Source organism: Desulfofundulus sp. JL263-se (assembly GCF_056316025.1).
Genome location: NZ_CM149993.1, coordinates 2938848 through 2960727 on the forward strand (window position 1 = coordinate 2938848; position 21880 = coordinate 2960727).

General features: G+C 49.4%; 40 protein-coding genes. 2 read left to right on the forward strand and 38 right to left on the reverse strand.

All coding sequences use genetic code 11. From position 1 onward, the window contains the following. Nucleotides 1-63: 63 nt before the first annotated feature. Nucleotides 64-1341 carry an MFS transporter gene (locus ACX4JR_RS15155; protein ID WP_476058842.1) on the reverse strand — a complete coding sequence of 426 codons (1278 nt, stop codon included), beginning with the start codon at nt 1339-1341 and terminating at the stop codon, nt 64-66. A gap of 166 nt (nt 1342-1507) precedes the next feature. On the opposite strand from ACX4JR_RS15155, the gene ACX4JR_RS15160 reads away from it, so the two are divergent. Continuing rightward, on the forward strand, nt 1508-1819 hold the full coding sequence (locus ACX4JR_RS15160; RefSeq protein ID WP_476058843.1) for an EscU/YscU/HrcU family type III secretion system export apparatus switch protein: 312 nt from the start codon (nt 1508-1510) through the stop codon (nt 1817-1819). 201 nt (nt 1820-2020) lie between these two features. Then, complete coding sequence (locus tag ACX4JR_RS15165) at nt 2021-2260, forward strand: hypothetical protein (RefSeq protein ID WP_476058844.1); 240 nt, start codon at nt 2021-2023, stop codon at nt 2258-2260. A gap of 53 nt (nt 2261-2313) precedes the next feature. Here ACX4JR_RS15165 and ACX4JR_RS15170 read toward each other — a convergent pair whose 3' ends face one another. The 37 genes from ACX4JR_RS15170 to rplD all read right to left on the reverse strand — a co-directional run bounded on the left by ACX4JR_RS15170 (nt 2314) and on the right by rplD (nt 21864). Continuing rightward, a complete protein-coding gene (locus tag ACX4JR_RS15170; RefSeq protein ID WP_476058845.1) occupies nt 2314-2445 on the reverse strand; it encodes a DUF5678 domain-containing protein in 132 nt (43 codons plus the stop codon). Between the two features lie 307 nt (nt 2446-2752). Then, a complete protein-coding gene (locus tag ACX4JR_RS15175; protein WP_476058846.1) occupies nt 2753-3562 on the reverse strand; it encodes an N-acetylmuramoyl-L-alanine amidase in 810 nt (269 codons plus the stop codon). 97 nt (nt 3563-3659) lie between these two features. After that, nucleotides 3660-4052: a 30S ribosomal protein S9 gene (rpsI, locus tag ACX4JR_RS15180; RefSeq protein WP_476058847.1), complete on the reverse strand. Its 393-nt coding sequence runs from the start codon at nt 4050-4052 to the stop codon at nt 3660-3662. A gap of 14 nt (nt 4053-4066) precedes the next feature. Continuing rightward, nucleotides 4067-4498: a 50S ribosomal protein L13 gene (rplM, locus tag ACX4JR_RS15185; RefSeq protein ID WP_476058848.1), complete on the reverse strand. Its 432-nt coding sequence runs from the start codon at nt 4496-4498 to the stop codon at nt 4067-4069. A 128-nt stretch (nt 4499-4626) separates the two neighbouring features. Then, nucleotides 4627-5385: a tRNA pseudouridine(38-40) synthase TruA gene (truA, locus tag ACX4JR_RS15190; protein WP_476058849.1), complete on the reverse strand. Its 759-nt coding sequence runs from the start codon at nt 5383-5385 to the stop codon at nt 4627-4629. Between the two features lie 100 nt (nt 5386-5485). Then, entirely contained in the window at nt 5486-6301 is an 816-nt protein-coding gene (locus ACX4JR_RS15195) for an energy-coupling factor transporter transmembrane component T family protein (protein WP_476058850.1), read from the reverse strand. After that, nucleotides 6294-7130, reverse strand: a complete 837-nt coding sequence (locus tag ACX4JR_RS15200) for an energy-coupling factor transporter ATPase (protein WP_476058851.1) — start codon at nt 7128-7130, stop codon at nt 6294-6296. Before ACX4JR_RS15200 ends, ACX4JR_RS15195 begins: the two co-directional genes overlap by 8 nt. A 5-nt stretch (nt 7131-7135) precedes the next feature. Further along, a complete protein-coding gene (locus ACX4JR_RS15205; protein ID WP_476058852.1) occupies nt 7136-8008 on the reverse strand; it encodes an energy-coupling factor transporter ATPase in 873 nt (290 codons plus the stop codon). Nucleotides 8009-8078: 70 nt separating this feature from the next. Next, nucleotides 8079-8417 carry a 50S ribosomal protein L17 gene (gene rplQ / locus ACX4JR_RS15210; protein ID WP_476058853.1) on the reverse strand — a complete coding sequence of 113 codons (339 nt, stop codon included), beginning with the start codon at nt 8415-8417 and terminating at the stop codon, nt 8079-8081. Nucleotides 8418-8431: 14 nt separating this feature from the next. Continuing rightward, nucleotides 8432-9379 (reverse strand): DNA-directed RNA polymerase subunit alpha, encoded by a 948-nt coding sequence (locus ACX4JR_RS15215; protein ID WP_476058854.1) that lies wholly within the window; start codon nt 9377-9379, stop codon nt 8432-8434. Nucleotides 9380-9424: 45 nt separating this feature from the next. After that, on the reverse strand, nt 9425-10051 hold the full coding sequence (gene rpsD, locus ACX4JR_RS15220; RefSeq protein WP_476058855.1) for a 30S ribosomal protein S4: 627 nt from the start codon (nt 10049-10051) through the stop codon (nt 9425-9427). A gap of 21 nt (nt 10052-10072) precedes the next feature. Beyond that, nucleotides 10073-10468 (reverse strand): 30S ribosomal protein S11, encoded by a 396-nt coding sequence (rpsK, locus tag ACX4JR_RS15225; RefSeq protein WP_476058856.1) that lies wholly within the window; start codon nt 10466-10468, stop codon nt 10073-10075. 16 nt (nt 10469-10484) lie between these two features. After that, nucleotides 10485-10856 carry a 30S ribosomal protein S13 gene (gene rpsM, locus ACX4JR_RS15230; RefSeq protein ID WP_476058857.1) on the reverse strand — a complete coding sequence of 124 codons (372 nt, stop codon included), beginning with the start codon at nt 10854-10856 and terminating at the stop codon, nt 10485-10487. Nucleotides 10857-10876: 20 nt separating this feature from the next. Next, entirely contained in the window at nt 10877-10990 is a 114-nt protein-coding gene (gene rpmJ, locus ACX4JR_RS15235; protein WP_476058858.1) for a 50S ribosomal protein L36, read from the reverse strand. A 35-nt stretch (nt 10991-11025) separates the two neighbouring features. Continuing rightward, a complete protein-coding gene (infA, locus tag ACX4JR_RS15240) occupies nt 11026-11244 on the reverse strand; it encodes a translation initiation factor IF-1 (RefSeq protein ID WP_476058859.1) in 219 nt (72 codons plus the stop codon). Nucleotides 11245-11272: 28 nt separating this feature from the next. Further along, the gene (locus tag ACX4JR_RS15245) at nt 11273-11551 is read right to left on the reverse strand and encodes a KOW domain-containing RNA-binding protein (RefSeq protein WP_476058860.1); all 279 of its coding nucleotides are present in this window, start codon (nt 11549-11551) and stop codon (nt 11273-11275) included. A 31-nt stretch (nt 11552-11582) separates the two neighbouring features. Further along, a complete protein-coding gene (gene map / locus ACX4JR_RS15250; RefSeq protein ID WP_476058861.1) occupies nt 11583-12329 on the reverse strand; it encodes a type I methionyl aminopeptidase in 747 nt (248 codons plus the stop codon). A gap of 21 nt (nt 12330-12350) precedes the next feature. Continuing rightward, on the reverse strand, nt 12351-13616 hold the full coding sequence (secY, locus tag ACX4JR_RS15255) for a preprotein translocase subunit SecY (RefSeq protein WP_476058862.1): 1266 nt from the start codon (nt 13614-13616) through the stop codon (nt 12351-12353). Then, nucleotides 13617-14060, reverse strand: a complete 444-nt coding sequence (rplO, locus tag ACX4JR_RS15260; RefSeq protein WP_476058863.1) for a 50S ribosomal protein L15 — start codon at nt 14058-14060, stop codon at nt 13617-13619. It abuts the gene before it with no gap. Between the two features lie 12 nt (nt 14061-14072). Further along, on the reverse strand, nt 14073-14252 hold the full coding sequence (gene rpmD / locus ACX4JR_RS15265; protein ID WP_476058864.1) for a 50S ribosomal protein L30: 180 nt from the start codon (nt 14250-14252) through the stop codon (nt 14073-14075). Between the two features lie 11 nt (nt 14253-14263). Beyond that, complete coding sequence (gene rpsE / locus ACX4JR_RS15270; RefSeq protein ID WP_476060586.1) at nt 14264-14755, reverse strand: 30S ribosomal protein S5; 492 nt, start codon at nt 14753-14755, stop codon at nt 14264-14266. A 35-nt stretch (nt 14756-14790) separates the two neighbouring features. Beyond that, nucleotides 14791-15159 (reverse strand): 50S ribosomal protein L18, encoded by a 369-nt coding sequence (gene rplR, locus ACX4JR_RS15275; RefSeq protein ID WP_476058865.1) that lies wholly within the window; start codon nt 15157-15159, stop codon nt 14791-14793. 34 nt (nt 15160-15193) lie between these two features. Then, nucleotides 15194-15733 carry a 50S ribosomal protein L6 gene (rplF, locus tag ACX4JR_RS15280; RefSeq protein WP_476058866.1) on the reverse strand — a complete coding sequence of 180 codons (540 nt, stop codon included), beginning with the start codon at nt 15731-15733 and terminating at the stop codon, nt 15194-15196. Between the two features lie 22 nt (nt 15734-15755). After that, nucleotides 15756-16151, reverse strand: a complete 396-nt coding sequence (gene rpsH / locus ACX4JR_RS15285) for a 30S ribosomal protein S8 (RefSeq protein ID WP_476058867.1) — start codon at nt 16149-16151, stop codon at nt 15756-15758. A 21-nt stretch (nt 16152-16172) separates the two neighbouring features. Continuing rightward, nucleotides 16173-16358, reverse strand: a complete 186-nt coding sequence (locus tag ACX4JR_RS15290; protein ID WP_476058868.1) for a type Z 30S ribosomal protein S14 — start codon at nt 16356-16358, stop codon at nt 16173-16175. A 42-nt stretch (nt 16359-16400) separates the two neighbouring features. Next, entirely contained in the window at nt 16401-16943 is a 543-nt protein-coding gene (rplE, locus tag ACX4JR_RS15295) for a 50S ribosomal protein L5 (RefSeq protein ID WP_476058869.1), read from the reverse strand. Between the two features lie 26 nt (nt 16944-16969). Then, complete coding sequence (gene rplX, locus ACX4JR_RS15300; protein ID WP_476058870.1) at nt 16970-17296, reverse strand: 50S ribosomal protein L24; 327 nt, start codon at nt 17294-17296, stop codon at nt 16970-16972. Nucleotides 17297-17363: 67 nt separating this feature from the next. Further along, entirely contained in the window at nt 17364-17732 is a 369-nt protein-coding gene (gene rplN, locus ACX4JR_RS15305) for a 50S ribosomal protein L14 (RefSeq protein WP_476058871.1), read from the reverse strand. A gap of 42 nt (nt 17733-17774) precedes the next feature. After that, on the reverse strand, nt 17775-18038 hold the full coding sequence (gene rpsQ / locus ACX4JR_RS15310; RefSeq protein WP_476058872.1) for a 30S ribosomal protein S17: 264 nt from the start codon (nt 18036-18038) through the stop codon (nt 17775-17777). A 35-nt stretch (nt 18039-18073) separates the two neighbouring features. Further along, nucleotides 18074-18283: a 50S ribosomal protein L29 gene (gene rpmC / locus ACX4JR_RS15315; protein ID WP_476058873.1), complete on the reverse strand. Its 210-nt coding sequence runs from the start codon at nt 18281-18283 to the stop codon at nt 18074-18076. Next, nucleotides 18273-18707: a 50S ribosomal protein L16 gene (rplP, locus tag ACX4JR_RS15320; protein ID WP_476058874.1), complete on the reverse strand. Its 435-nt coding sequence runs from the start codon at nt 18705-18707 to the stop codon at nt 18273-18275. Before rplP ends, rpmC begins: the two co-directional genes overlap by 11 nt. 3 nt (nt 18708-18710) lie before the next feature. Next, nucleotides 18711-19373, reverse strand: a complete 663-nt coding sequence (gene rpsC / locus ACX4JR_RS15325; protein ID WP_476058875.1) for a 30S ribosomal protein S3 — start codon at nt 19371-19373, stop codon at nt 18711-18713. A 1-nt stretch (nt 19374) separates the two neighbouring features. Then, entirely contained in the window at nt 19375-19716 is a 342-nt protein-coding gene (gene rplV / locus ACX4JR_RS15330) for a 50S ribosomal protein L22 (RefSeq protein WP_476058876.1), read from the reverse strand. Nucleotides 19717-19750: 34 nt separating this feature from the next. Beyond that, complete coding sequence (rpsS, locus tag ACX4JR_RS15335) at nt 19751-20035, reverse strand: 30S ribosomal protein S19 (protein WP_476058877.1); 285 nt, start codon at nt 20033-20035, stop codon at nt 19751-19753. 58 nt (nt 20036-20093) lie between these two features. After that, nucleotides 20094-20915, reverse strand: a complete 822-nt coding sequence (rplB, locus tag ACX4JR_RS15340; RefSeq protein WP_476058878.1) for a 50S ribosomal protein L2 — start codon at nt 20913-20915, stop codon at nt 20094-20096. A gap of 41 nt (nt 20916-20956) precedes the next feature. Further along, nucleotides 20957-21241 carry a 50S ribosomal protein L23 gene (gene rplW / locus ACX4JR_RS15345; protein ID WP_476058879.1) on the reverse strand — a complete coding sequence of 95 codons (285 nt, stop codon included), beginning with the start codon at nt 21239-21241 and terminating at the stop codon, nt 20957-20959. Beyond that, nucleotides 21238-21864, reverse strand: a complete 627-nt coding sequence (gene rplD / locus ACX4JR_RS15350) for a 50S ribosomal protein L4 (protein ID WP_476058880.1) — start codon at nt 21862-21864, stop codon at nt 21238-21240. The genes rplW and rplD overlap by 4 nt, the downstream gene beginning before the upstream one ends. Nucleotides 21865-21880 lie beyond the last annotated feature (16 nt).

Below are 21880 nucleotides of genomic sequence, written 5' to 3' on the forward strand. Positions count from 1 at the left end.
TCACCCTTCCCTTACGGAAGGGGGTTTTCTGTTTCATCGTGGATCCCGAGAGATAAGAACCACTTATCTACGCATTTTTTCACCCATAGCCCGGCTTACCGGCAAAATGGAAAGGCAAAACATTAGCGCCGCTCCAACCAGCACTCCTGCACCAAGGCTGGAAAAGGCCAGGATCCAGCTGATCGGACCGGGATAAAAATCAAGAATCAACCCAAAAACTGCTGGAGACGCGGTGGCGACAATATAACCTACAAAGGTTTGCCAGGCCATAATGCGGCCCAGTTTTTCCCGGGGGGCGATTTCCGCCAGCCCCGCGGAAAATATGGGTGAATCTGCCGTAACAGTAAAGCTGTAAACCAGGCCCACCACCAGTAAAATCCATAACGGTGCCGCAAGCAACCACCCAAAGACAAAAGAACAGGCGGCGCTGGTGAGCATGATGGCCAAGGCGGTGCGGGTGCGCCCCAGGCGGTCCGACAACCATCCCGCGACCAGGGTGGAAGGAGCCCCCAACACTACCGAAAAGGCGGTGAGGGTAGCCGCCAGCGAGGTGGGCTGGGCATAACGATCCTGGAATACAGCAGTTAAAAAAGGGGCCAGCCAGGAACGCAGGCCGTACATCTCCCACATGTGGCTGGTATAACCCAGGATAACCAGGGCCATGGCCAGGTTGTGTTGGCCTCTTCCGACCTGCGACATTGCAGAATCGGACTCTGCAATTTTCCCGGAATTATTCGCCGGGGCTTTTTCGCGTCTGTGGGATGGGAAAAAGGCGGTGCCGGGTTGGTACCACAACCAGAAAGAAAGGACAATGGCCCCAAAGCTGATCCCGGCCAGAATGAAATAGGCCTCCCGCCAGGTTAAAAAAGTGGTAAGTGCCCCGGTAAGGGCAAAGGAAAGGGAGGTGCCCACCAGATAGGAAGAAACATAAAAACCCACTGCCCGGCCGCGGGAACTGGAGACCAGGGAAATTACTTTTATCCCGGGCATGTAGATGCCTCCCAGGCCCGCACCTGTCAATGCCCGTAACAAAGTGCCCGATAAGGCTCCCTGGGCCAGCAGGGGAAAAAGAAAATGGGCAGCCGCCGATAAAATGGCCCCTCCGGTAAAGACATAACGGGCGTCGATACGATCGGTCAGGGGGAGGGCTACCAGAGCTGCCGCAATGTATCCGGCCTGGAAAGCAGCGACCATTATCCCGGCCTCCGCATGGCTGATCCCCCACTGTTTCTCCACCAGGGGGAGGACGGCCGGCAGACAATAGGACGGTACCAATACCAGCAATTGAATTAAAGCCAGTTGCACCAGAGGGATGTGTTCCCGCTCCCGAATTTCGCGCATTTTTTTCATTCCCACCTGCAAAGATTTCCAGTCAAACAATTCTTTTTCTCACCGCTGAACCCCTGCCTGGTAACGCGCTAAAAGTATGTTTTTACAGTGTGTCCGGACCAATTACTGTAAGGGGAGGAACCTTTCGTATATAATTGTGAATTAAAGGGTGATTCCCGTGAAAAAAGACCGCAAGGAAAAGGTAGAAAAGGAAGTGGCAGCAGCCCTGCGCTATCACCCGGAAGAGAATAACGCGCCGGTGGTGGTGGCTGGGGGAACCGGTTACATGGCCAGGTACATCAAAGACCTGGCCAAACAGCACAATGTTCCGGTGTATAAAGACGAAGAACTTGCCCGCACCCTGGTCCAGCTGGGGGTGGGAACTGAGATCCCGGAATCGCTCTATAAAGTAGTTGCCGAAATCCTTATTTTCGTAGCCCGTATAGATAAAAAGTATAATCTCCGGAACATGAAAAGCGAGCGTAAATAACCCACAGCGCCCCATATTGTTAAATCTGATAATTTCCGGAGGGATCTTCTGCCATTTCGAAGAAGGCTGTTACACCTGCTAAATTTTAATTATAATATTATTGTGGGGTATAACATGCAGAAAAAAACAATTATACACATATTCGGGTGGGCCGGGTGAAAGCCGCCCGGCTCCCCGGAGGGTTGTGCCGAATATGTTCCCTTGGATATCATTATTAATCTCTTTGCCAAAAGAATAGAGAAGTTATACGGAAACCTGGTAAAGGTTGAATTTGTAAATATTTTTACCGAAAAGGCTCAGGCAAGGTTTCCTGAAATATGGGAACAAATAAAGAATGGAATTATTTCAGTACCGGTTGTTACTGTTAACCTGGAAATGGCAGTTCAAGGTAATATTGCAATCTCTCCAGTTATAGAAAAGTTGTCCAAAGTGCTCAAATGATAGGCATCTTTCAAAGTATAGACCTGGAAGTATATAATTGAAAATTCCAGGTCTTATTTTTTGTTTTCCGGCACAAAGGCCTCATCCAACACATCCTCATAAGTCTCCCCTATTGCGATCACTTCCCCGTCTGATAAAACCAGCCACTGCCCTTCGGCCTGAACAAAACTTGGATTTTCCCACATCCAAGTCACCCCCTTTCAAGATAAAAAATAAAAGCTGCCCCATTAGGGCAGCTTTATATTTAAATCACCTTTACGGTTGTATTAAAGGTATATAAAAGCAACACCTTGGAAAAGCCCTCATGGGGATAAGGCAGTATTATCTATTTTTGGACAGCACGAAAAGCCGTACATGCACATGTACGGCATAATGTTGAACATTCGTGTTGTCCGGGCAGATAATACAGCCACCTTATTCCCCTCCTGTATAAGGGTATTGTATACTTATTGACATCAAAAGGCAAGGGAAAATTTTGCCTGCGGCCGGCAGCTAAGGCGCCTCAACTGGTGAAGGGGAGTGGGAAAAAACTTCTGTGGGCTCTTCTTTATCAATCGAGCCTGTTGAAGTGCCGGAATATTCCCCGAAATATTTAACAATGCCCGCATAAATGGCGTAAGCCACCTTGCTCTGGTACTCCGGGTCTTGTAACAGTTTGCCTTCCCTGGGATTTGTAATAAACCCCACCTCCACGATGGCTGCGGGCATTTTGGCATTTCTTAATATGTAATAATCCACCTGCTTGGCTTTCCTGCGATTATTGCCCAGTATCCGGACCAGTTCCCCCTGGATGACTTCGGCCAGTTTTCTGCTCTCTTCAGAGCCGGGCTGGGAAAATGTCTGTGCACCGTGCTCACCCGGACCGGGCCGGAAACTGTTTACATGAATACTGAGAAACAAATCAGCATTTCGCTCGTTGGCCATAGAAATGCGCGTGTTGAGGTCTTCTCTCTTCCAGGAAGAAAATTTTCTTCCCCCGGGACTTGTTAATTCTTCATCGGTTTCTCTGGTAAGGAGAACTACTGCCCCTGCCTGTCCCAGTATCACAGCCAGTTTCTTCGCAATTGCCAGGGTAATTTCTTTTTCCACAGCCTCGCCTTCCACCACCCCGGGGTCTTTGCCGCCATGGCCGGGATCTATTACGATCACTTTATTTGTCACTGACCAGGACAGGGCATCTATATTCCGGTTTTCCAGCCGGGAAATAATAAACGTGGCCCCGTAGGCCAGGATACATAGAATAAAAATTGTTTTTACGATTAACTTTTTATTTAACTTTATGGTTTTTAAAAATAAAGGCATTAAAAAAACCCCCATTTGTGGTTCCGGTCTCCCATATTTAGCTTATGCTCGTTGGGGGGCTTAATAATACAAAAAAGGAAGGGTGACCCTTCCTTTTTTAACGCTTGGAGAATTGAGGTGCCCGGCGGGCTTTCTTTAAACCGTACTTTCTACGCTCTTTCATTCTAGGATCTCTGGTTAAAAATCCAGCCTTTTTCAACGTGGGGCGCAAATTGGGGTCGGCTTCTACCAGGGCCCTGGCAATGCCCATTAAAAGGGCCCCCGCTTGCCCGCTTTTCCCGCCGCCGGTAACCTTGGCCTTGACATCAAAACGATCCTCCGCACCTACTGCCTTCAACGGCTGGCGTACCATCACTTCCAAGGTCTTACGCCCAAAGTATTCTTCCAGCGGTTTATTATTAACCAGCACCTTGCCTTCCCCGGGGACCAGGTATACCCGGGCAATAGCATTTTTCCTGCGGCCGGTGCCATAAAATTGTACTTGGGCCACTTATCAATACCTCCTTACATTTCCCATACTTCTGGCTTTTGAGCCTCATGCGGGTGTGCAGAACCGCGGTAAACTTTTAATTTTTTAGCCAGCCTGCTTCCAAGCCGGTTATGGGGAAGCATACCTTCAACGGCCTTACGCACTGCCTTCTCAGGATTTTTTTGCAACAAAGTTTTATAGTCGATGGCTTTAATTCCACCGGGGTAACCGGTGTGCCTGTAATATTTTTTTTGTCTTAATTTTTTACCTGTAAGCCTGACTTTGTCGGCATTAATAATTATAACAAAATCACCGGTATCCACATGGGGTGTAAATTGCGGTTTATGCTTGCCGCGCAAGATGCGGGCGGCTTCAGCAGCCAAGCGGCCGAGGACTTTGTCCTTGGCATCTATTACATACCACTTGCGTTCCACTTCACCTGGTTTGGCCATGTAAGTGGTTTTCATAGGTTGATTTCCCTCCCGTTGCTATAAGCTGCGGCCCTTGCGGCTGGGGGCTCGGCAGCCGTAAAAGGCCACACGGTTAGTGTATTATATGGACTTTCCGGTGTCAAGAATTAGGTAAAAAAGCTACGTTATTCCGGTAGCTGGTTGTAATAAACTCTCTCCAGGAAAAGCCCGCGGGCAGGAACCGTTGGCCCTGCCGCGTTTCTGTCCTTGGAATCAATAATCTCGGGCATGACAGAGGGATGCCTTTTTCTCAGCCCAATTTCTAACAGTGTACCTACCATTATGCGAACCATATTGTATAAGAACCCGTTACCACTGAAAGAAAAGAAAACCTTATTTCCTTCCTGCCAAACCCTGCTCTGAATGATCGTACGTATGGTATTCTTTACCGGTGAATTGGCTGCCTGAAAGGCCTTAAAATCATGGGTGCCCACTAAAAAGGAAGCAGCCTTTTGCATGGCTTTAATGTCCAGGGGGCGGGGCATAAAATAGCTGTAACGGGACTCAAAGGGTGAAGGCACACGGCTGTTATAAACCACATAAAGGTAAGTTTTCCCCAGGGCCGAAAAGCGGGCGTGAAAATTGGGAGAAACATCTTCGGCCGCCAGCACCGCAATATCATTGGGAAGGGCGCCGTTTAAGGCCGGTACCATTCTTTCGGTAGGTATGGGCCAGCTGCTGGAGTCAAAATTCACCACTTGCCCCCGGGCGTGAACCCCGGAATCGGTGCGCCCCGCGCCGTATACCTGTATGCGGCTGCCTGCCATTTTGCTGAGGGTTGATTCAAGCACTTCCTGGATGGTGGGAAGCCCGGTTCCCCTCTGCTCCTGGAAGCCGTAGTAATTGGTCCCGTCATAGGCTATGGTCAGCTTAATATTTCGCAAGGGGCTCACCCCATTTTACCCAGTACTCAGGCATCAATTCACGTCACTTAAGATCATATCAGTTTGTAATATCACTTAAATGTTATAAGGTGATTAAATGTTACAGGCTGAGTGCTGGGCCGTACTCAATTAAAATAACACCGGCCAGCAGGGTAAAACTTGCGGCCAGGGCCGCCCAGTCCCTGCGCAAAAGGTGCAATTCCTTCATTCTGGTTCTGTTGGCACCCGGCCTGTAACACCTGGCCTCCATAGCCTCGGAAAGCTCATCAGCACGCCTGAGGATGCCGGCGATAACGGGAAGTAAAAGGGGCAATAAATTCCTGAACTGCCTTAAAGGATTTCGGCCGCCGAATCCCGCCCCTCTGGACTGCTGGGCTATTATAACGGATTGGACTTCCCTTGCCATAACAGGAATAAAGCTAATGGCCATGCCCATCATCATGGCCAGCTGGCCAACAGGCAGTCCAAATAGCCGTTCCAAAGGCGCCAATAATTTTTCCAGCCCTGCACTTAAATTAAAGGAAGTGGTAGTATAAGTAACAAGAAAACTTATAACTGCAATTATCGCCAGGCGCCAACATGTAACGGCACCTGATTTAATGCCCTCGAGGGTCATAGTTAATTCCCCGGCCTTGAATACCGGTTCCCCGGGAATAGTAAAGGATTGAACCAAAAAACTTAAAAGCAGTAATATATTGATAAACTTAAAATCCTTTAAAAGCTGCCGCCAGGGTAAGCCCGAATACCAAAACAGCAATACCCCTGTGAAACTGTAAGCTATATAGGTCTCGGGGGATCCGGCAACCAGTGTACCAATTATCAAAAAAAGGGCACCTATTATTTTTGTCCGGGGATCCAGACTATGCAAAAGAGAATCCCCGTGAATATAACTTCCGAGGGAAAGCCCTTCAAGCATGGCGCCCACTCCGCCGGTTACGGTAAATCCTTAATATTTCCGCCACCGCCCCTTCCAGCGTACAAGCCTCACGTACGGGATAACCCAACCTCTGTAAACGGTGTATGACTTTAGTGGCAAAGGGGACTTCCAGGCCAATCTCTCCCAGTTCCCGGGATGGTGAAAAAACCTCCTCCGGTTTTCCCTGCATTTTAATGCTCCCATGCTCCATCACAATTACCCTGTCCGATACAGCTGCAGCATCATCCATACTGTGGGTAATTAATATCACTGTAATACCCTGCTTCCGGTGAAGGGCTGATAAGTGCTCAAGAAGCATTTTCCTGCCCGAAGGGTCCAGCCCTGCCAGCGGCTCATCAAGCACCAGCACAGAAGGGGAAAAGGCAAGAACACCGGCAATAGCGACCCGCCGCCTCTCCCCGCCGCTCAGGGCAAAGGGCGGTAGTCTCCCCACTTTTTTAACATCCAGGCCAACCCAGTCCAGTGCCCGGGCAACGGCCTTTTCTACCTCTTTTCCGGACATGCGCAAATTTTTGGGGCCAAAAGCTACATCATCAAATACAGTTGCCTCAAAAAGCTGCTGCTCCGGGTTTTGAAGTACCAGGCCAACTTCCTGCCATAGCCGGGCCCTCTTTTTTCGCTCCCTGGTATCCTTGCCGTTTACCATAACCCTGCCTTCCGTAGGGATTAAAATACCGTTACAATGCTTGGCAAGGGTGGACTTACCGCTGCCGGAGGCGCCTACTACGGAAACAAACTCTCCCCTATATATCTCCAAGGCTATGTTTTTAAGGGCTTGTACCTGGTTGGAGGTTCTAAAATTATACACATAACTTACCTTTTGGAATTCAATATACTTGTAAGGCATGATATTAATTTACCCATGGAAAAAATACTTTCGCTTTCGGGTAAATAGAGTCCTTCCTTCTGCAGTCGGGAAGTTAATTGCCGCACAGGAGGGAGTTCCAGTCCGAGACTGTCGATATAACTCGATTGGGAAAAAACCTCTTTCGCATTCCCCTCCAGGACCAATGCTCCCCTGTCCATCACCCATATCCGGCGGGACTGAATTGCCTCTTCCACAAAGTGGGTTATTAATATAATGGCAATACCGGCCTCACGGTTAAGCCGGGCTAACAGGTCCATGATTCTATACCGGCTTTGAGGGTCCAGCATGGACGTAGGTTCGTCCAGGACAATACACCGCGGGCGCATGGCCAGAATACCGGCAATGGCCAGAAGTTGTTTTTGCCCCCCGGAAAGGGCATGGGGTGGGCGGTGTACCATATCCTCCAACCCCACCCAGGCCAGGGACTCTGCAACTCGCATCCGTACTTCCTCCGGATGGAGGCCTAGATTTTCCGGCCCAAAGGCAACATCCTCTTCCACCGTTGCCGCCACAGCCTGGTTATCCGGATTTTGAAAAACCATTCCGACCCGGCGGCGAATTTCCCAAATATTTTCCGGCAGGGAGGTATCCAGATTATCCACCCATACTTTCCCCGCTGTGGGTACCAACATGGCATTTAAATGGCGTGCCAGTGTTGATTTCCCCGACCCGTTGGGACCAATAACGGCCACAAAATCGCCGGCAAAAATATCCGCGGATAGTCCCTGCAGGGCCGGGCGCAAGTTATGGTTACTCCCGTAAGCATAATAAAGATTTCGTATGCAAATATAAGGCTTATCTTTTTCCCTTCCGTCCACAAGGTATGCACTCTCCGGCTGTTAGGCCTGATATCAAAGAGGAAATCCCCGGGGGATTTCCCTTAAGTGATTATACAAGCTCCAAAATGGCCATTTTTGCCGCGTCACCCCGGCGATGTCCCAATTTTATAATACGGGTATACCCACCGGGACGGTCCATGTATTTGGGTCCTACGGTATTAAAAAGCTTGCGCACAACATCTTCGTCATATATATACTGAAGTACCTGCCGCCGTGCTGCCAAATCACCCCGTTTGGCCAGGGTAATCATTTTATCGGCAATGCTCTTTACTTCCTTAGCCCGGGCTTCCGTGGTTTCAATCCGTTCGTCTTTAAATAGGGAAGTTACCAGGTTGCGTAACATTGCTTTCCTGTGACTGGATGTTCGCCCCAATTTTCTATAGCCCATGGCCACCCCTCCTTTTACTCATCATCTTTGCGCAGAGACAACCCCAGTTCGGCCAGCTTATTGACAACTTCCTCCAGGGATTTCTTCCCCAGATTGCGAACTTTCATCATATCCTCTTCATTGCGCTGGATAAGCTCTCCTACCGTATTGATACCTGCACGCTTCAAGCAGTTATACGATCTTACGCTCAGGTCCAATTCCTCTATAGTCATCTCCAAGAGCTTATCCTTCTGTTCTTCTTCCTTTTCCACCATTATCTCCATATCGCCGGTGTTTTCAGTAAGGCCAATAAAGAGCTGCAGGTGTTCGGACATAATATGGGCACTCAAACTTACTGCCTCATCCGGCCGGATACTCCCGTCCGTCCATACTTCCAAGGTCAGCTTGTCGTAATCGGTGCGCTGGCCCACCCTGGTGTGCTCAACCTGGTAATTAACTTTGATCACAGGGGTGAATACGGAATCCACTGGTATCACCCCTATGACATGATCTCCTCTTTTATTTTTTTCTGCGGGAACATAACCACGGCCTTTACCAACCTGCATTTCCATGGACAGGCGCCCGTTTTCCTCCAGGGTGGCTATGACTAAATCCGGGTTAAGGATTTCCACGTCAGCATCGGCTATAATATCGGCTGCGGTTACGGTTTTTTCACCGCTGGCCTCTATACGCAGGGTTTTTTCCTCATCGGTATGCATCTTGAGGGAAAGGTTCTTTAAATTAAGAATTATATCTGTTACATCCTCCCTCACACCGGGAATGGTAGAAAACTCATGTAAAACCCCGTCTATTTTAACTGAAGTTACGGCAGCCCCTGGAAGGGATGACAGTAAAATTCTGCGCAGAGAATTACCCAGGGTTATGCCATAACCCCGCTCTAAAGGCTCAACCACAAACTTGCCATAGTCTCCTTTTTCATTGATTTCCACAACTTCAATTTTAGGTTTTTCAATTTCAAGCATATTAAGGTAATCCCCTCCTTGGGCCGGAATGGGTTCCTTACCCCGTTACTTGGAATACAGCTCCACGATGAGGTGCTCCTGTACGGGAGCATCTATCTGTTCCCGGGTAGGAAAGGCTAAAACCCGCCCTTTGACCTCCTCAGGGTCATATTCCAGCCAGGCCGGTGGAGTTTTTTCAGCCGCCCGCTCCATCAATTCCTTAAAGCGGGGAGACTCTTTGCTCCGCTCCTTAACGGCTATTTCATCGCCCACCTTTACCAAATAGGAAGGAATGTTGGTTTTACGCCCGTTCACCATAAAATGGCCGTGCCGAACCAACTGGCGCGCCTCAGCGCGGGAAGTGGCCAGTCCCAACCTGTAAACAACGTTGTCCAATCTTCTTTCCAAAAGCCGGAGCAGGTTCTCACCGGTTACCCCCGGCTGCCTGCTTGCCCGGTCATAGTAACGGGAAAACTGCCGTTCCAAAACTCCGTAAAAACGCTTGGCCTTTTGCTTTTCCCTTAACTGCAATCCATATTCGGAAATCTTTTTACGCCTCATGCCGTGCTGTCCCGGAGCATAGTTTCGGCGATCAATGGCGCACTTGCTGGTATAGCACCGGTCACCTTTCAAATATAACTTTATACCTTCACGGCGACATTTTCTGCACTTAGGACCCGTATCCCTAGCCATACCTTCTTAACTGCACCTCCTTTAAACTCTACGCCGCTTTGGCGGGCGGCAACCATTATGGGGTATTGGGGTAACGTCCCTGATTACACTTACTTCCAGGCCCGCTGCCTGCAGGGCGCGTATAGCCGCCTCACGGCCGGCGCCGGGCCCCTTTACCGCAACCTCAACCTGCTTCATCCCGTGACCCATGGCCTCTTTAGCCGCCCTCTCAGCCGCCATTTGGGCAGCAAAAGGCGTACTCTTCCTGGAACCCTTAAACCCTACCACCCCGGCACTTGCCCAGGATATAGTATTGCCCTTGGGATCTGTAATGGTAATTATTGTATTGTTAAAGGTGGACTTGATGTGGGCCACACCCTGTTCAATATTTTTACGCTCACGCTTTTTGGTTCTGGTTCTGGCACTCCTGCGAGCCAAGATTTACCCTCCTTTCTTACTTCTTCCTGCGTACACCGACCGTCTTTCTGGGACCTTTCCGGGTGCGGGCGTTGGTTTTGGTACGCTGTCCCCGTACAGGCAAACCCCGGCGGTGCCTAAGGCCCCTGTAGCAGCCAATTTCAATCAGCCGCTTAATATTCATGGCAACTTCTCTGCGCAGATCGCCTTCAACGGTGTAATTCTTTTCAATTGTTTCCCGCAGTTTGTTAATTTCTTCTTCAGTGAGATCCTTAACCCGGGTATCGGGGTCAACGCCAACCTGGCTTAAAATCTTTTTTGAGGTCGGGCGCCCCACACCGTAGATATATGTCAGGGCTATTTCCACTCGCTTATCCCGGGGTAGTTCAACCCCAGCAATACGTGCCATTTCCTTTTACACCTCCAGTATTACCCCTGCCTTTGTTTATGCTTTGGATTCACGCAAATGACCATTATTCTTCCCTTACGCTTAATTACTTTACACTTTTCACATATGGGCTTTACCGAAGGCTTTACCTTCATCAGTGAAACCCTCCTTAGCTAGTCCGGGTAGCGCTTTATTTATAGCGATAAACAATGCGGCCCCGGCTCAAATCATAGGGAGACAACTCTACCAATACCCTGTCTCCGGGGAGTATACGGATAAAATTCATGCGTATTTTACCACTTACGTGGGCCAATACCTTGTGGCCGTTATCCAATTCCACCCGAAACATGGCATTCGGCAAAGGCTCAACCACGGTACCCTCAACTTCTATAACATCCTGCTTTGCCATCAGGTTAAAGAAACCCCCTTAAACATGGTTAATCTTCCAGCCCGGCTACAAGATTCTCAATGGCTTTACTAACCTCTTCGTTGGTTACCCTTTTACCAGCATTGAGCTTTTGGGCTATTTCCCTGGCCACCAAGTTATATTTCCTCAGGTGCTTTACATTCTTTTTTTTGGGAGCCTGCAACTTTCGCATTTTCCCATCGGCCACTTTAACTATACCCTCACCGCTTTCAATTACCAGAAAATATTTGCCATTGTCCCTTCCTGCAATGGACTGAACTAATTGCCCGGGAATAAGATTTTTTTTCACCGGGCAATACACCTCCGTGATTACCCGTAATTTAAAGTCGCGTAAAGATTTCCGGCCCGTTTTTGGTTATACCTATGGTATGTTCGAAATGAGCCGACTTGGAATTATCTTTGGTAACTACCGTCCAATTATCCGGCAAAGTGCGCACCTGATAGGTACCCATATTTACCATAGGTTCTATGGCCAGTGTCATACCAACCTTTAACCTGGGGCCCCGCCCCGGCCTACCGAAGTTGGGCACCTGTGGCTCCTCATGCATACTCCTGCCAATGCCATGCCCCACATAATCCCTTACCACTGAAAAACCGTGACTTTCTACGTAGGTTTGAATGGCATGGGATATATCGGACAACCTGTTTCCTTCAACAGCTTTCTTTATTCCCTCGTACAGAGCCTGTTCGGTAACTTGTAAGAGTCTTTGCGTCTCCGGGTCAACTTCTCCTACCGGCAATGTTACCGCACAGTCTCCAAAATATCCATTTATTTCCGCACCAACATCAATACTGATAATATCCCCACTTTTTAACTTTCTTAAACCCGGGATACCGTGTACCACCTGCTCGTTAACAGACGCGCAGATGGTAGCGGGGAACCCGTACAGCCCCTTAAAAGCAGGCCTTGCCCCCCGGGACAAAATATATTCCTCGGCAATCCTGTCCAGTTCTCCGGTAGTAACTCCCACATCCACTGCCTTCGCCACTGCAGCAAGAGCTCCGGCTACTATTTTGCCGGCCTCCCTCATGTAACTAAGCTCCTGCTCGGATTTACAAATTATCATTAACCCGGCACTCCAGTCTCATTATTTAATGAAACCCTGGTAACTCCGCATCAGGAGGTGGGATTCAATTTGCTTCATAGTATCCAGAGCCACTCCCACCACAATCAGGAGTGCTGTACCGCCAAAGTATACGTTTGGAATCTTAGTGATCAGCAATACAAAATTAGGCAGTATGGCAATCAGTGCAAGAAATACAGCCCCGGCCAGGGTTATCCTGTTCATTATTCTGGCAATAAACTCTGCCGTAGGACGGCCCGGCCTGATACCGGGTATAAACCCGCCGTATTTCTTTATATTGTCGGCCACATCCACGGGGTTCATGATTACTGCAGTATAGAAGTAGGTAAATCCGATAATCAGTAATGCGTACAATATGGTATGCAAGGGTTTACCCCAGGAGAATAGCCTGAGCCACCAGTCGGCAATGGCCGAACCCTGAAACCATGATGCTATCTGATTAGGGAAAAGCAGTATCGACGAGGCAAAAATTACAGGAATAACGCCTGCCTGGTTTACCTTAAGGGGCAGGTGAGTGGTCTGCCCTCCGTAAACCCGGCGGCCAACCACCCTCTTTGCGTATTGCACCGGAATACGCCGCTGCCCCTGGTGCACGGCAACAACTGCCGCAATAATAACAATCCCAATAATAACCAGGAGCAGTACACTAAATATATTGATGGTGCCTGCTTGGAGCTGCAGGGCTAAGTTATTGACTCCTGCAGGAAGACGGCTGACGATTCCGGCAAAAATTAGTAACGAAATCCCGTTTCCGATACCCTTGTCGGTTATTTGCTCCCCTAACCACATCAAAAAAGCCGTGCCGGCGGTAAGCGTAATGGCAACTACCAGGTAAGAAACTGTACCGGGGTTGTTCAGCACCCCGTACCTGCCTATAATAACGGTCATTCCTATGGCCTGTAAAAAGGCCAAGATAACGGTAAAATAACGGGTGTACTGGGTAATCTTCTTGCGGCCTTCTTCCCCTTCCTTGGAAAGGCGCTCCAAATGGGGAATAACTACTGTTAACAATTGCATAATAATGGAAGCATTAATATACGGGATTATGCTCATTGCAAAAACGGAGAAACTCTTAAAGGCTCCCCCGGAAATCACATTAAAAAAACTGAAGAAAACCCCTGAGCCAAGGAGTTGCCTGAAGGCTTCCACATCCACACCGGGAACGGGAATATGGGCGCCAACCCGGAAAATAAAAATCATAAGCAAGGTGAATAAAATTTTTGAGCGCAATTCCGAAACCTTGAGGGCGCCCTGTAAGCTGTCCAGCACTTAAATCACCTCTGCTTTACCGCCGGCAGCTTCAATCTTTTCCACCGCCGATTTGGTAAAGGCGTGCGCCTTTACAGTTAACGACTTCTCCAGTTTGCCGTCACCTAAAATTTTTACCCCGTCGCCAATCTTTTTGATAATCTTATGTTCTTTAAGGATTTCCGGGGTCACTTCGGTACCGTCATCAAATTTATTTAGACGTTCCACGTTGACTGCTACAATTTCTTTTTTAAAGGGAGCATTGGAGAAACCCCGCTTCGGCAGCCTGCGCACCAGAGGCATTTGGCCGCCTTCGAAACCGGGCCGCACTCCACCACCGCTGCGGGCATTCTGCCCCTTGTGCCCCCTTCCGGCGGTTTTCCCCAGACCGGAGCCCGGGCCCCGTCCTTTACGGGTGGGTTTTCTCCTCGCCCCGGGATTAGGCTTCAATTCATGCAGCTTCACGGTGACACCTCCTTATGCTTCCTCTACCTTAACCAAATGGGACACCTTGTTGATCATTCCTCTGATTTGCGGGTTATCCTCCTGTATTACCGTACTGTTCACTTTCTTCAATCCTAAAGCCCTTACGGTAGCTCTTTGATCTTTAGGTCTGCCGATACAACTACGAACCAGGGTAATTTTCAACTTGGCCACAGCCTTCCCTCCTAACCGAGCAATTCTTCCACCGATTTACCTCTCAGCCGGGCCACCTCTTCCGGTGTTTTAAGTTTCTTGAGGCCATCTAAGGTAGCGTTCACCATATTAAAGGGATTATTTGACCCCAGTGACTTGGTTAAAATATCCCGCACGCCGGCCAGCTCAAGAATCGCCCTTACCGGGCCGCCGGCAATGACACCAGTACCGGGAGCTGCCGGTTTTAATAACACTTTGCCGGCACCAAATTTACCCACAATTTCATGGGGCAGAGTGGTTCCTGCCAGGGGCACTTTTATTAAATTCTTTTTCGCATCTTCAATGGCTTTACGAATTGCTTCGGGAACTTCCTGGGCTTTTCCGGTGCCGGCACCGACACGGCCGTTCCCGTCACCCACAACCACCAGGGCGGAAAAACTGAACCTGCGGCCACCTTTAACCACTTTAGCCACGCGATTGATGAACACTACCTTTTCGGAAAACTCGCCTTTACCTGCATCCATTTTTGACACCGTTTCCCTCCTTCCTAAAATACTTATTAAAACTCCAGGCCGTTTTCCCTTGCCGCATCGGCTAAGGCCTTGACTCGCCCGTGATAAAGATAGCCGGCCCGGTCAAAAACCACTTTTTTAATGCCCTTTTCCAGGGCCTTTTTGGCAATTAATTCTCCCACTGCCGCGGCCGCCTCGACATTACCGCCACGGGCTAGCTTTCCTTTTAACTCCGGGGATAAGGTGGAAGCAGCAGCCAAAGTAACCCCTTCATCATCATCAATGACCTGGGCATAAATATGATTCAAGCTCCGGTAAACATTCAGGCGAGGCCTTTCCTTGGTTCCATGTATTTTATTCCGTATCCTCCGGTGACGCTTTTTGCGCAATTCATTTCGGCTAGGCTTTTTAATCATTTCGGCTCACTCCTTTTCCCCCGAAAACTGTTAATTAAGCGCCGGCCTTACCAACCTTACGGCGAATGTATTCGCCTTCATATCTAATACCCTTGCCCTTGTAAGGCTCAGGCTCACGCACCGCCCTGATATCGGCGGCAAGGGCACCGACCTTTTCCTTGTCTATACCCTTAACAATAATTTTATTGGGAGACGGCACTTCAATCTCCAGGCCTTTGGGGGGGACAATCTCCACAGGATGTGAATAGCCAACTGCCAGTACCAGCTTTTGTCCTTGCTTGGTGGCGCGGTAACCAACACCCTCTAACTCCAAACTTTTTTGAAAGCCCTGAGTTACTCCCTCAATCATATTTTTAATAAGAGTTCTGGTTAACCCGTGCAGTGACTTGTGTTTTTTGCTATCGGACGGGCGCTGGACAATCACTTTACCGTCCTCTATTTTAATTATCATATCCTGGTGCAACTGGCGTTCCAGCTCACCCTTTGGCCCTTTTACCTTAATATGGTTATCATCACCCAACTGGACATCCACACCGTCCGGTATAGGCACGGGTAGTTTTCCTATTCTACTCATAACAATCCCTCCTGCGCCTGGATTACCACACGTAACAGATTACCTCGCCGCCCACGCCCTCCTTGCGGGCCTGCTTATCGGTCATAATGCCACGGGATGTGGAAAGTATGGCAATGCCCAGGCCACCAAGCACTCTAGGAATGGAATCCTTCTTCGCATATACCCTGAGACCCGGTTTGGAAATGCGCTTGATGCCGGTAATCACCCGCTCTTTACCTTCTCCGTACTTCATATAAATACGCAGGATACCCTGTTTGCCGTCTTCGATATATTCATAATCCTTAATGTAACCTTCCTGCTTTAAAATCTCGGCAATGGCCTTTTTTATTTTCGAGGCCGGCGCCTCCACTACACTGTGATAAACCATATTTCCATTACGAATGCGGGTGAGGAAATCGGCAATAGGATCGGTCATCATGCAACGTATCCCCCTTCCTCTTTACCAACTTGCCTTTCTCAGGCCGGGAATTTCTCCGCGGTATGCCAGCTCACGGAAACATATACGGCATACTCCAAACTTGCGCATATAAGCCCGCGGGCGGCCGCACAATTTGCAGCGATTATATTGGCGAACCTTGAACTTTTGAGGCCGCTTGGCCTTTTCAATCAAGGCTTTTCTGGCCACCGGCACCCCTCCTTTTTATGAAATTAAACCCCGTTACATTACTCAGGCTGCCCTAAAGGGCATCCCCAGCAAGCGCAACAACTCCCTGGCCTCTTCATCGGTTTTGGCAGTGGTTACAAAGTTAATATCCATTCCCCTGACTTTATCTATTTTGTCATAATCAATTTCAGGAAAAATCAGCTGTTCTCTAATACCCAGGTTATAATTGCCGCGGCCGTCAAAGGACTTGGGGGATATTCCCCGGAAATCCCGCACCCTGGGCAGCGCCACATTAATAAAGCGGTCCACGAATTCCCACATTCTATCGCCCCGCAGGGTAACTTTGCAGCCAATTTTCATCCCCGCGCGAAGCTTAAAGCCGGCAATGGATTTCTTGGCCTTGGTAACCACCGGGCGCTGTCCCGTAATAGCCATAAGGTCTTCAACGGCAGCATCGATGGCCTTTGTATTTTGAGTGGCCTCACCAACACCCATATTTATAACTACCTTTTCCAGCCGGGGTACCTCCATGATATTTTTATAGCCAAATTTATCCATCATGGCCTTTACAATTTCATTTTTATATTTATCCTTAAGCCTGGGCACCTGTCATTCCCTCCTTTCCGCCGCTGCTAATCAACAACTTCACCGCATTTTTTGCAATAACGAACTTTTTTTCCGTCTTCCAAAAAGCGCTTGCCCAGCCTGGTAGGTCTGTTGCATTTCCCGCAAACCAACAACACGTTGGAAGCGTGTATCGGGGCTTCTTTTTCTATAATACCGCCCTGGGGCGCACTTTGAGTAGGCCTTGTATGGCGCTTGACCTTATTTACATTTTCCACGATTACCCGGTTGCGCTTCGGCTGCACCTCAAGGACTTTACCCTTTTTTCCTGCGTCCTTTCCCCTCATCACCTGAACTATGTCGCCTTTACGCACATGCACCTTCGGCCTGGTCATTTCAGCACACCTCCTTACTGCGGCCCTCAGGCCTTACTCCGGCCCAAGCGAAACTTTCGGCCAGCTTTTATAAAACTTCCGGGGCCAGGGATATAATTTTCATGAAGTCCCGGTCCCTTAATTCCCTGCCCACCGGGCCAAAAATACGGGTGCCCCGCGGGCTGTTATCATCTTTAATTATGACAGCAGCGTTTTCATCAAACTTTATATAAGAGCCGTCCTCGCGCCTGACTTCTTTCTTGGTACGTACCACAACGGCCTTAACTACATCGCCTTTTGAAACAACGCCGCCGGGCGTGGCTTCCTTTACAGATGCTACTATGACGTCTCCCAGGCTGGCATAACGGCGCTTTGCACCACCAAGTACGCGGATGCACATTAGCTTGCGGGCACCGGTGTTGTCGGCAACATTAAGCACCGATTGCACCTGAATCATATGACAACCTCCTTTACATGCATACCTTCAGCCGGCGGCCAGTTAACTTTCTTCGGCCCTCTCCAGAATTTCCGTCACTCTCCACCTTTTCTCCTTGGAAAGAGGCCGGGTTTCCATAATCCTAACCTTATCGCCGACCCGGCACTGGTTATTTTCATCGTGTGCCTTAAATTTCTTGGTATATCGCACGGCCCGGCCGTATAATTTATGTCTTTTGAAAGTTTCAACGGCCACAACCACGGTTTTATCCATTTTATCGCTGACTACTCTTCCGATACGGACCTTACGCTGATTTCGTTCCGCCACCTGCCCATTGCCCCCCTTTCAATGAATTACTCATTTTAACTTTTAACTTTATTTAACTTTAATTCCCGTTCTCTGAGAATGGTTTTAGCCCTGGCAATACTGCGGCGAACCTCTTTCAGTCTCATGGGATTGTCCAGTTGCCCGGTTGCTGCCTGAAATCTCAACCTAAACAATTCATCCTTTAAATCACGTATTTTTCTTACCAGTTCATCGTCAGTGAGTTGCCGCAATTCTTTAGCCTTCACGTACCTCACCTACTTCCGTGCGCTTAACAAACTTGGTCTTAATCGGTAACTTATGGCTGGCCAATCTTAATGCCTCCCGGGCTTCTTCTTCAGGCACTCCGGCTACTTCAAACATTATGCGGCCCGGCTTAACTACGGCCACCCACCATTCCGGCGTGCCCTTACCTTTTCCCATACGGGTTTCCGCCGGCTTCTTAGTTATGGGCTTGTCGGGGAAAATGCGAATCCATACCTTGCCCCCTCTTTTGATGTAACGGGTTATGGCAATACGGGCGGCCTCAATCTGGCGGTTGGTGATCCAGCTTGCCTCCAGGGCCTGCAGTCCATATTCCCCAAAATGCACCTCAGTTCCGCCCTTGGCCTTTCCGCGAACATTAGGCCCACGACGCTGCTTACGGTATTTCACCCTTTTCGGTACGAGCATAGCCTATTCGCCTCCTTCGCCAGTGGCGACTTTAGCTTCCGGTAAAACTTCTCCCTTATATATCCAAACTTTAACGCCAATTTTTCCGTAAGTGGTGTCCGCCTCCGCAAATCCGTAATCAATATCCGCCCTGAGGGTATGAAGGGGTACTTTACCTTCACTGTACCATTCAGTGCGGGCAATTTCCGCCCCGGCAAGGCGCCCGGAACAGGCAACCCTGATGCCCTTTGCTCCCATTTTCATGGCCCGGCCGACAGCCTGCTTCATGGCCCGGCGGAAAGCAACCCTTCTTTCCAACTGTGAGGCAATATTCTCTGCCACCAGCTGGGCATCAAGTTCAGGCACCTTAACTTCCACAATGTTTACGTTTACCTGCTTGCCGGTCATCCCTTCCAATCTCTTGCGCAGGGCCTCTACTTCGGCACCGCCGCGACCAATAACAATTCCGGGCTTGGCGGTATGGATGGTAACTTTTATTCTGTTGGCCGCCCGCTCAATTTGCACCCGGGAAATACCGGCACTATAAAATGTATTTTTAATATGTTTACGGATTTTATGGTCTTCCAGCAAAAATTTGGCAAAATTTTTCTTATCGGCATACCACTTGGCATCCCAGTCTTTTATAATACCGAGGCGCAGCCCCTTGGGATTGACCTTCTGACCCACATTAGTCCTCCTCTCTCTCCTTAACTATGACGGTTATGTGACTGGTCCGGCTGCGTACTATATCTGCGCGTCCCATACCCCTGGCCTGCCAGCGCTTCAAGGTGGGTCCCTGGTCCACATAGGCTTTGGCCACATAAAGGTTATCTCTGTTCATATCGTAGTTGTGCTCCGCATTGGCCGCCGCCGACTTTATCACTTTGGCCACGGGGATTGACGCGCGCTTAGGAATAAACCGGAGGATGGCAAGGGCTTCGTCCACGTCTTTACCCCGAATAAGGTCGACCACCTGCCGTACCTTCCGGGGTGAAATACGGATATACCTGGCTACTGCTTTTGCCTCCATTGCTTTTTGCCCCCCTATCTCACACTGACTTCTTTTACTTTAGTGCCGTCGACCTCTCAGTGTGGGCACCGTGGCCCCTGAACGTTCTGGTAGGTGCAAATTCACCCAATTTGTGCCCGATCATCTCCTCAGTTATATATACCGGAACGTGCTTACGCCCGTCGTGAACCGCAATGGTATGGCCGACCATTTCCGGAAAAATTGTGGAACGCCGGGACCAGGTTTTTATAACCCTTTTCTTACCGGTTTTATTCATTTCCTGAATTTTCTTGAGCAATTTAGGATCGCAATAGGGCCCTTTCTTAAGTGAACGTCCCACATGCCTACCTCCTTTCAGCTGAAAATCAATGCATACACGCTCTTATAGTAATAAAAAATTACTTGCGTCTCTTGATAATAAATTTATCGCTGGGCTTCTTCTTCCGCGTTTTTACTCCCAGTGCCGGCTTACCCCAGGGCGTTACGGGATTTCTTCCGATGGGTGATTTACCTTCACCGCCGCCGTGCGGGTGATCCACCGGGTTCATGACAACACCGCGAACCGTTGGCCGTCTTCCCAGCCAGCGGGAGCGGCCGGCCTTACCTATGGTGATATTTTCATGCTCCACATTGCCAACCTGCCCTATGGTGGCCCGGCAGTCCTGTAAAATCAGGCGCACTTCACCAGAAGGCATTCTAACGTGGGCATACCTGCCTTCCTTGGCCAACAGCTGAGCGGCGGTTCCCGCAGCCCTTACCAGCTGCCCGCCTGCGCCCGGATAAAGTTCAATGTTATGAATCATGGTGCCGACGGGAATATTGCGCAGCGGCAGGGCGTTACCCACCTTAATGTCCGCATCCGGCCCGGAAATCACTTCCTGGCCGACCTTTAAGCCAAGAGGCGCCAGAATATATCTTTTTTCACCGTCGACATAATGAAGCAGGGCAATACGGGCCGACCGGTTGGGGTCATATTCTATCGTGGCAACCCTGGCCGGAATTCCGTCCTTATCTCTTTTAAAATCAATTATGCGGTACTTGCGCTTGTGCCCGCCGCCCCTGTGCCGGACGGTCAGCCGCCCCTGGTTATTACGCCCCGCCTTTTTTTTCAAAGGCACGGTCAGAGATTTTTCCGGCTTGGTGGAAGTAATCTCCTCGAAGGTGGAGACGGTAACAAACCTGCGTCCGGGAGAAGTCGGCTTAAACTTTTTGATTCCCACCTGTTTCCCTCCTTTTAATCCGGCGCATCTTCACGAATGTTTTACATGCCTTCAAAAAGCTCTATTTTATCTCCCTCTTGTAAAGTGACAATGGCTTTTTTAACTTCCGGCGTCCTCCCAACGGTATTGCGGACCCTTTTTGTTTTTCCCTTAACACGCATGGTGTTAACCTTTTTAACCTTAACATTGAAAAGCTCTTCCACGGCCTTGCGAATCTCCGGCTTGTTGGCCCTCTTATCCACGATAAAAGTATACTTGTTATCTTCCATTAAGCGCATACTTTTTTCGGTAATCACCGGCTTTTTAATAATATCCCGGGCGTTCATCGGGCCAGCACCTCCTCCACCATGTTCACCGCATCCCTGGTGATAACCAGTGTCCCAAAGGCCAGGACGTCATAAACATTCAGGCTGCCGGCAGGAAGGGATTTCACCCCCGGGATATTACGGGCCGATTTATATACGTTTTGATCTTGCCCGGCAGTGACAACCAGCGCTTTGTTGTCAATATCCAGATTTTTAAGTATATTTATCATTTCCTTGGTTTTCGGCTTTTCTAAGGTTAATTTGTCCAGCACCTTTATTTCACCCGACTGTACTTTGGAAGAAAGAGCGGACTTTAATGCCAGCCTGCGCACTTTCTTGGGTAACTTGTAGCCATAATCCCTGGGGTGGGGCCCGAAAACCACACCGCCTCCGCGCCAGATGGGCGAGCGTATGCTCCCATGCCTTGCCCGACCGGTACCCTTCTGGCGCCATGGCTTCCTGCCGCCGCCCCTTACTTCACCCCTGGTTTTAGTGTCATGGGTTCCCCGGCGGCGCCTGGCTAAATGACATACAACTGCATCATGCAGGACCTGGCGGTGAACAGGCACGCCAAAAACATCGTCACGCAGGTCAATTTCGCCCACCTGTTCGCCGGCCATATTATATAAAGCAACCTTAGGCATGTTTAATTCCTCCTTT